The sequence below is a fragment of the Flavobacterium rhamnosiphilum genome (assembly GCF_004349195.1).
In the GTDB taxonomy this organism is placed as follows: Bacteria; Bacteroidota; Bacteroidia; order Flavobacteriales; family Flavobacteriaceae; genus Flavobacterium; species Flavobacterium rhamnosiphilum.
Genome location: NZ_SMLG01000021.1, coordinates 1 through 9,473, shown reverse-complemented (window position 1 = coordinate 9,473; position 9,473 = coordinate 1). Strand labels below are relative to the sequence as shown.

6 protein-coding genes are annotated in these 9,473 nt (G+C 39.1%); all 6 read right to left on the bottom strand.

Going from position 1 to position 9,473, the window contains the following annotated elements:
• On the bottom strand, positions 1-2,895 hold a 2,895-nt coding region (locus E0I26_RS16230; protein ID WP_165929468.1), incomplete at its 3' end, for a beta strand repeat-containing protein.
• Between the two features lie 86 nt (positions 2,896-2,981).
• Positions 2,982-3,275: a hypothetical protein gene (locus E0I26_RS16225; protein WP_131917492.1), complete on the bottom strand. Its 294-nt coding sequence runs from the start codon at positions 3,273-3,275 to the stop codon at positions 2,982-2,984.
• 137 nt (positions 3,276-3,412) lie between these two features.
• Positions 3,413-3,688 carry a hypothetical protein gene (locus tag E0I26_RS16220; RefSeq protein WP_131917491.1) on the bottom strand — a complete coding sequence of 92 codons (276 nt, stop codon included), beginning with the start codon at positions 3,686-3,688 and terminating at the stop codon, positions 3,413-3,415.
• A gap of 732 nt (positions 3,689-4,420) precedes the next feature.
• A complete protein-coding gene (locus tag E0I26_RS16215) occupies positions 4,421-6,364 on the bottom strand; it encodes an OmpA family protein (protein WP_131917490.1) in 1,944 nt (647 codons plus the stop codon).
• An 11-nt stretch (positions 6,365-6,375) separates the two neighbouring features.
• The gene (locus tag E0I26_RS16210; protein WP_131917489.1) at positions 6,376-7,281 is read right to left on the bottom strand and encodes a PorP/SprF family type IX secretion system membrane protein; all 906 of its coding nucleotides are present in this window, start codon (positions 7,279-7,281) and stop codon (positions 6,376-6,378) included.
• Between the two features lie 61 nt (positions 7,282-7,342).
• Positions 7,343-9,473: tandem-95 repeat protein (locus E0I26_RS16205; RefSeq protein ID WP_131917488.1), on the bottom strand; the 2,131-nt coding region annotated here is incomplete at its 5' end.

The window sequence follows — 9,473 nt, the reverse complement described above, 5'->3', positions numbered from 1 at the left end:
TGCTGTTGCACCAGCCAAAGTGATTACCGGGCTTGTAGTGTCTCCACCTGTATGTGTAATTGTTTGCCCTGTTAATTCATTTCCACTAGGATCTGAAACTTTAAAAGTATAAACTGCAGACCAGCTACAATTATCTCCTGTTACAACTGTATTCATTAAAGTAGCAACTACAGCTCCTCCACAATTATCAGCATATCCTACAATACTGGTTGTAGCATCAAACGCAGGAACACCGGTCGGCACAGTTGTAGCATCCACATAACATGCATTAATTAGGCTAATTCCTGCCGGAGCTGTTCCAGTAGGAGCAATTTTATCCTCAACCTTTACCGTTGAAGCAGCCGAAGTCTGCTCACAACCAGTTAAAGTATTTGTGATTTTTACTTTATAATCTCCATCTGCTGTAACAACAAGTGTTGAAGCTGTTTGACCACCAATAACAACATCATCCTTATACCAAATATAAGTTGGAGAAACAGCATCCGTTACTGCTGTTAATGTAGTTGTTAAACAAGCACTTAATGTTCCGCTAATACTTGCCGTTGGCAATGGATTTACTGTAATTGTCGCTGTTCCTGTTTGTGCCTGAGTACAGGTTGTATAACTCGCGTCTTGAACACTTACCAGGTTATAAGCAAATGTACCTGCTGCTGTTGTTGGCGCTGCAACAGTTACTGAATTACCGATTGTGGTGGTTACAGTAGTATTTGCTCCTCCATTTACATTGTAAGTAAAGGTATAAGGTGACGTTCCTGCTGCTCCCGTGAAGGTTACATTTGGCGCCGTGCCGTCTTTACATACAGCTACTGTTCCAGAAATACTTGCCGTTGGCAATGGATTTACTGTAATTGTCGCTGTTTGAGTACAGCCATTATTGTTTTTATAAGTGATGACACTTGTTCCTGCCGCAACTCCCGTAACAACACCAGTATTGCTTACTGTGGCAACTGACGTTGTTGCCGAAGACCAAGGGGTCGTAGCATTGGGAGTGCCCGAACCGCTCAATGCAGTCGTTAATCCAACACAAACCGTTGGGGTACCTGATATCGTTGGCAAGCCATTTACAGTAACTGTTACCGTTTGGGTACAGCCACTATTGTTTTTATAAGTGATGACACTTGTTCCTGCCGCAACTCCCGTAACAACTCCAGTATTGCTTACTGTGGCAACTGACGTTGTTGCCGAAGACCAAGGGGTCGTAGCATCGGGAGTACCCGAACCGCTCAATGTAGTCGTTAATCCAACACAAACCGTTGGGGTACCTGATATCGTTTGCAAGCCATTTACAGTAACTGTTACCGTTTGGGTACAGCCATTATTGTTTTTATAAGTGATGACACTTGTTCCTGCCGCAACTCCCGTAACAACTCCAATATTGCTTACTGTGGCAACTGACGTTGTTGCCGAAGACCAAGGGGTCGTAGCATCGGGAGTACCCGAACCGCTCAATGCAGTCGTTAATCCAACACAAACCGTTGGGGTACCTGATATCGTTGGCAAGCCATTTACAGTAACTGTTACCGTTCGAGTACAGCCATTATTGTTTTTATAAGTGATGACACTTGTTCCTGCCGCAACTCCCGTAACAACTCCAGTATTGCTTACTGTAGCAACTGACGTTGTTGCCGAAGACCAAGGGGTCGTAGCATCGGGAGTACCCGAACCGGTCAACGCAGTCGTTAATCCAACACAAACCGCTGGGGTACCTGATATCGTTGGCAAGCCATTTACAGTAACTGTTACCGTTCGAGTACAGCCATTATTGTTTTTATAAGTGATGACACTTGTTCCTGCCGCAACCCCCGTAACAACTCCAGTATTGCTTACTGTAGCAACTGACGTTGTTGCCGAAGACCAAGGGGTCGTAGCATCGGGAGTACCTGAACCAGTCAATGCAGTCGTTAATCCAACACAAACCGTTGGAGTACCTGATATCGTTGGCAAGCCATTTACAGTAACTGTTACCGTTTGAGTACAGCCATTATTGTTTTTATAAGTGATGACACTTGTTCCTGCCGCAACTCCCGTAACAACTCCGGTATTGCTTACTGTAGCAACTGACGTTGTTGCCGAAGACCAAGGGGTCGTAGCATCGGGAGTACCCGAACCGCTCAATGCAGTGGTTAATCCAATACAAACCGTTGATGTGCCCGATATAGTTGGCAACGCATTTACAGTAAAAGTTTGTGTAGAGGTAGTACAGCCCCCAGAATTCGTATAAGTAAAATAAGCTGTACCTCCTGAAATAGCAGTTACCACTCCAGAATTCGTTATTGTAGCCACAGAATTATTACTAGAAGTCCAAGTTCCACCTGTTGATGGCGCTAAAGTCATAGTTTGCCCTTGACATAGTACAGTTTGAGGCATGGTAACCGCAGTGGGACAACATAAACTACCGCCTCCACTCCCTTCGGTAATAGATATATCAGTATCCTTGTCTGAGAAATTTGTAACCATCAGTACATAAACTTTTCCAGCTACTGCCCCATTGACAGTTATTGTTCCTGAAGGAGAACTACCATAATCACAAGCAATAACAGAACCACTGCTACCACCTTGACCTAAGGTGGCACAACTACTAACTGCTGCATTACTATCATTAAAAGCTCCCCATAAAACCCAATCAATATCTCTATTCTTAGGAGAATTTGAAATTGAAAGCACGATATCCCCCGAAATACCTACAGTAATTGTAAAATAAGAAGCATTAATAGTGCTACCTAGACAACCATAATTAGGCCCTGAAGGAGCCTGTCCATTATTTATTAAAGCTGGGTAAGTAACCCCACTTTCTGAGCATATTGGAGTCGCAGTACTACAGTTGCTACTTTGGGAAAACACTAACTGACTAAAACTTGTAAATAAAAGTATCAGTATATAATATATTTTTTTCATTTTCATCAAAACTTTATTTTCTGTTTTTTAATAAAATATAAATCACCATCATTTAGCTATTTATCCTTTTTATACAAAAAGGCATACTAAACCACATTTATAATTAAGTATTCGTTAGGCATAACAATAAATTCCACAAAAAACCAAACCCTTGTTAGAATTGTGACCCTTATGTCCTTCCAAAAAGTATTCAGTACCAGCATCAAAGTGATATCACCCGCAACAGGATAATAGGTATTTAAGGAACTTGATAAAGTAACAGGGCCATCACCCCCTGGAGTTCCGCATAACTGCGCACTAATAGGACTGGCAATTAAAAATAAAATAACAGCTAATACAAAAATTAAAAAACGATGGGCTTTTAAAGTAAAATTCCACATATAAGCAATGATATTAAATTTCTAAATAAAATTATTAAGGATCTGATTCTTAAACACAAATCTTCTCTCAACAGAGGCATTTGTCTTTATAATCGAAACAGAAGAATATTTTGATGGTCTTAATGCAAACAGGATTATCACAAGTCGTTGTGTTCCGCATCAATTCTTGGTACGTAATTATTTTGGCATAGCGCAGCGCAGCCATACCAGTCCGCTTTGCAAACTGTTGCCGCTTTAGAAACGGAACTAGTTGCGGTGTAATTTTTTAAATAAATTCCTTGAAAAAAAGGACTTGCAGAAGTAGCTGCAAACAACACATTTGCCTTAACAGGGACAAAGACAAAAAATAAAACAACAATAAATAATTGCTTATAAAAAGTAAGCAGTTTCAATCTAAAATCACACATATTCATCGACAGCTAAGTTTATCCTTGGATTTGGGAGCGCAAACATAGACAAACACGACAAACTTAACTACTTATATCTGATTAAATACAAGAAAAATCGACAAAAGACACCTTTTACACAAAAACATAAAAAAAAGAGTAAAAAACAGGCTAAAAAACTAAAAAATAAACCCTAACAAACTGTTCATTAAACCCTAACAGCATTCCAATCGCCTCTAATCCGAAACGCAAAAAAATTGAAATTAAGCCAACGCAACACAAAATTTAGAGTCCTTTTCTCGTCTTTTCTTTATTCCCTTTTTTATAAAAAATCACATTTTTCCGATAACTGTAAAAGCAGCATTTCAATCTTAAAAACAATAAAATTGCGTCTTTCAAGTTCCAGAAAACCGAAGGCATTGTCAACAACTGAAATCACCAGGGCAAACGCACGAGTTTAAAAAGTTGACTATTTGATGAGAATTATCGAGCCAATAGATTTAATTCAACTTTTTTTGACACAAATTCCACAAATTCACACCGATTAATTTGTGCTAATTTGTGGAATTTATGTCAAATATTCAACCGTATTCACCCCTGCGTTTGCCCTGCTTGAATGGTTCCAAAATTAGCTTCATTCAGTTTTTTTTACATTTAAAGAAAATCCACTTATTGGTCTTATCCAAAGAAACGAATCATTGTGTTAACTAAAAACAGCCTCTCCGAAAGGAAAGGCTGTTTCATAGTCAAACTGGTTATTTATTCCATCGAAACAACAACAAATTCGCTGCGTCTGTTGGCTTGGTGTTCTGCTTCAATGCATTTCACACCATCAGAACATGTATTTACCAATTGGCTTTCTCCATAGCCTTTACCGGTCAATCGACTGACTTCTATGCCGTTTTCTATTAACCATGCAATCGTTGATTTAGCCCTTCTATCAGACAATGCTTCGTTATACTTGGCTGTTTGTCTACTGTCAGTATGCGAACGCACATCGATTTTCATTTTTGGATATTGTTTCATTACATCCAGAATTTTTTCCAATTCAAATGCCGCTTCTTTGCGAATAAACGATTTATCCAAATCAAAATAAATCATTTTTATTCCGAAACATTTACCCAAATCATCTCCAACAGCCACTTTACATATTGCTTTTGTCAAAGCCAATGGCAAATCGGTTTTACCGTTGATCTCTCCAACAGTAATGGCTCTCTCTTTTGTTTCATAATCAGGCTTTTCGGCTCTTACATAATAGGTTTTGCCACAAGCTGCCTCAAAACTATATTGTCCTCGATCATTTGCAATGCTTTCTTTGATTAATTGAAATTTTTCGTCAAATAAGCTCACTTTCGCATTGGCAAGAATCAATCCCGTTTCCTTATCAGTAATAATTCCTGTTAAAACTTGTTCACAAGTTAGTTTTCTGATTTCAGTAAAAGCATAGATGTCGTCATACCCTTTACCACCTTCTCTATTGGAGGTAAAAAAGCCTTTTCTGCTTTTGCTGTCTATTAAAAATGCAAAGTCATCTTGGGATCCGTTTATAGGACCTCCTATATTTTTTACTTCTTTAAAGGCATTATCATTTTCTATTTTGGCAACAAATATATCTAATCCACCTAGCCCTGGCCGTCCATCAGTGGCAAAATACAATTCATTGTCTTCTGATATAAAAGGGAACGTTTCTCTGCCTTCGGTATTGATGCTTTTTCCAAGATTTTCCGGTATTCCGTAACTCCCATCGTCATTAATTGTCACTTTGAACAAATCCGATTGTCCAAATGTTCCCGGCATATCTGATGCAAAGTATAAGGTTTTATCATCTGGACTAAGTGCGGGATGCGCCACACTGTATTGATTGCTGTTGAAAGATAATTCCATTACATTAGTCCACTGTCCCTGTTGATCCAAAGTAGATTTATACAACTTTAATAAAGTCACCATTTTACTGTCTTTTCCTTTCTTTCCGTCCAAATAGTTATTTCTGGTAAAGTACATCGTTTTGCCGTCTTTAGTAAAAACCGGTGTCGATTCGTGGAATTTTGAATTTATTCTGTTACCAAATCGTTTTGGTTCGCTTAGATCACCATTTGTATTTACTTCAGACCCATAAAGATTCGTAAACGACCGATTGGTCCATTTGAATACTTTCTTGGAAACACCACCTGTATCGCGTGCAGAAGTAAATATCAATTTGTTCCCCGAAAACGAACTTCCATAATCCGAAAACCCGGAATTAATTCCCGCATCAGCTACATCATAACGTCCCGAATTGGCTTTGATTTCTTCAAGGTAATTTTTATTACTCGCGAATAATTTGGCTCTTTGATCATTGCCTGATTTCTTATTGAATTGCTCCAGGATTTTATTTGCTTCAGCGTATTTGCCAATTGATTTTAACGATTGAGAATACCTGTAATAGTATTCGGCTTCTTGCTCTTGATTCATCGCAAAAAGTTCGGCATACCATTTTGATGCTTTCGCTAATTCTGCATTGAAATAATAGGCATTGCCCAGCTTTTGAAACATCTTCTCGTCTTTGTAGCCTTTCTCAGCTATGCGCTCATACGTGGCAATTGCATCAACATAAGCGTAACTATCGTATTGCTTATTGGCATTAGCGATACGTGTCGTTTGCGCAACTCCCTTAAAAACAAATAAAACTAAAAAAACGGTATAAATTAAATTTCTAATTTTCATAATTGGAATCCTTAAAAGAATCTAGGTGAAGTTATTCGGCTGTAATTATTAAACAATTCGAAACGCAGGAATATTTCATGTGATCCTGAATTATAGTTCCTTAAATTGGTTGTTTCTCGGTCGTATCCATAACCAACATATAAACCATCGGTTATTTGAAATCCAACCATAGCACTTAATGCAGCACTCCATCGGTAAGCAACTCCAACTACAAATTTGTCATTAAACATAAAATTAGCCGAAACATCTGCTTGCAAAGGCGAACCTTGAACCATTTTGGTCAGTATCGCTGGTTTGAATTTTATGTAAGGATCCAGATCGAAGACATAACCTGCCATTAAATAATAGTTTATTTTGTCTTTGAATACCGCAACTTCATTATTATCATAACGATTGGTTTCGATGAAATTTGGCACCGATAAACCTATGTAGGCTTTATCAGAATGCCAATAAACTCCTGCTCCGATGTTAGGTGAAAATTTACTGTTGAAATTTTGAAGATTTGGGTCATCCTGATCTTCTGGATTTAATTTATTAACATCCAGATTAAATAAATTGGCTGTTGCCTTGATACCAAACGAAAGTTTGAAGGCCTCTGATGTGGGAACGGAATAAGACAAATCTGCCGATAAGGTATTTTCATTGGTAGGACCGATTTTATCATTTACTAACGAAACTCCTAATCCTAAATTACTATTATTTAATGGGGTGTTTAATGAAAAAGTACTTGTCTCCGGAGCTCCATCCAGTCCAACCCATTGGGTACGGTATAGTCCAAAAATACTTATAACCCCTCTTGAACCTGCATATGCAGGATTAATATTGATGGTATTGTGCATGTATTGCGTAAACTGCGCATCTTGCTGTGCAAAACTTGCAATCGAAAAAAACATAAAAACTAAAACTAATTTTCTCATTTATTTTACTTTTAAGAATGGCTTAGTTTTATACTAAGCCATTTAAATTTGTTTTGACTAATTATTTATTGAGGTATAAATATCCAGCCCTTTGATGCGTATTGGATTCACTGTCTTTATATTTCAGAACATAATAATAGGTTCCCGTAGGTAATCCATCGGATTCCTTTACCGTTACACGTCCTTCAGAGATTCCTTTAAATGCCCTGTCTTCATTATTATAATGATCGCGTTCGAATACTAAAACTCCCCAGCGATTATAAATTTCAACCGTATTATCAGGATAACATTCTAATCCTTGGATATAAAATCGCTCGTTCTTCTTATCTCCATTGGGAGAAATAGCATTGAATACTTTTATAGCACAACCTGTAATTCCCAAAACCGTAGGTTTATCATCAGTAACCGTTTCATTATCAGAAAGATCGCTTACTAAAGTTCCAATAGGGCTTATAGCAGTCACTTTTGCTTGATTTACAACATTTCCTTTGTTAATATCAGCTTGAATTATTTTATATTTCCCTTCAAATGAAGTAGTGTCAGTTTGCCCCACACCCAATGATATTGGTCCTCCTGTAAGGACAATACCTGGTAAAAGGTCGGTTACTACAACATTCGTCAATGACACATTTCCTGTATTTGAAATCTCAAATTTATAGGTTATCGTTTCTCCAACCTGCGCAAAACCATCGCTGTCATTATCATCAAAAGTTGCCGTTTTAATGATGGCAATACCAGGCAATTCCTTTAGGGATATGGATATTGTCGCTGGGCTAAGATCTACCAATCCGCCATTATCTTTTGCCGCTATTGTGAAACTGGCGTTATCACTTACAAAATTCACATTTGGAGTAAATTTTAATGCAGCTGAATTGGCCACTGTCAATTCTTGTCCCACTGTCACCGGAACGCCATTTAGAGTCAATACCCCTGATGCTGGATCTGGAAGATTTTTAATTACATAAGCGATCACTGCACCATCTGCATCGTTTCCTGTCAAAGCTGGAATAGCTTGCGCCGTTCCGTCTTTTGCCAAGACTACATTCGGTATGTCATCAGTTGTTGGCGGTGTATTTCCTACCGGAATATTCACCGTTGATGGAATACTTGCCGCATTGCCATTATCGGTTGCCATATATATAAATGTGGCTGTTCCTGTAAAGCCTGCTGCCGGTATAAATGTTAATTTAGTGGCTTCAAGCGGAGTTAACACTTGGTTTACCGTTACCGGAACTCCATTCATTAATACTATTCCTTGTGCAGGAACCGGCAAAACACTTATAATATAGCTAACTACTGTTCCATCGGTATCCGTCCCGGTTAAAGTCGATACCCCTTTGGCGGTACCGTCATTAATAATGCTTGTTGAATTTGTTAAGGTGGCCACCGGAGCATCGTTTACCGGATTTACCGTGATAGTCAAAGTCTGGTTTACGCAACTTGCAGGAAGTGGAGCTCCTTGGTCACACACTTCAACAGTGATAACATCCATTCCGTTAAAATTAGCATTTGGTGTGTAGGTATACGTTCCGTCTGCATTGATGACAATGGTTCCGTTAGTTGGACCACTTACCGGTGTAGTATTCACCAATAAAGTCGTTCCGTCAGGATCTGAATCTCCCGCATCGGTTAAATCTCCCGTGGCTGGTGTTCCGTCTTCCAACATTACATTGGTATCGTTGTCAACTACCGGCGCATCGTTTACCGGAGTTACCGTGATGGTCAAAGTCTGGTTTACACAATTTGCAGGAAGTGGCATTCCTTGGTCACACACTTCAACGGTGATAACATCCGTTCCGTTAAAATTAGCATTTGGTGTATATGTGTACGTTCCGTCTGCATTGATGACAATGGTTCCGTTGCTTGGACCACTTACTGGCGTGGTATTCATCAATAAAGTCGTTCCATCAGGATCTGTATCTCCCGCATCGGTTAAATCTCCAGTGGCTGGCGTTCCGTCTTCCAACATTACATTGGTGTCATTGTCAACTACTGGGTTGTCGTTCACTGCCATTACCGTGATCTCCTCATTTGCTGTGGCAGTTCCTCCGTTTCCATCGTTGATTACATACGGGAAACTTACCGCTCCATTGTAATTCAAACTTGGGGTAAAGGTGATTGCACCTGCCGCCGTGATGTTAACTGTTCCGTTGGTAACCGCTATTATTTGCGCGGTTCCCGGAGTCAGTGCG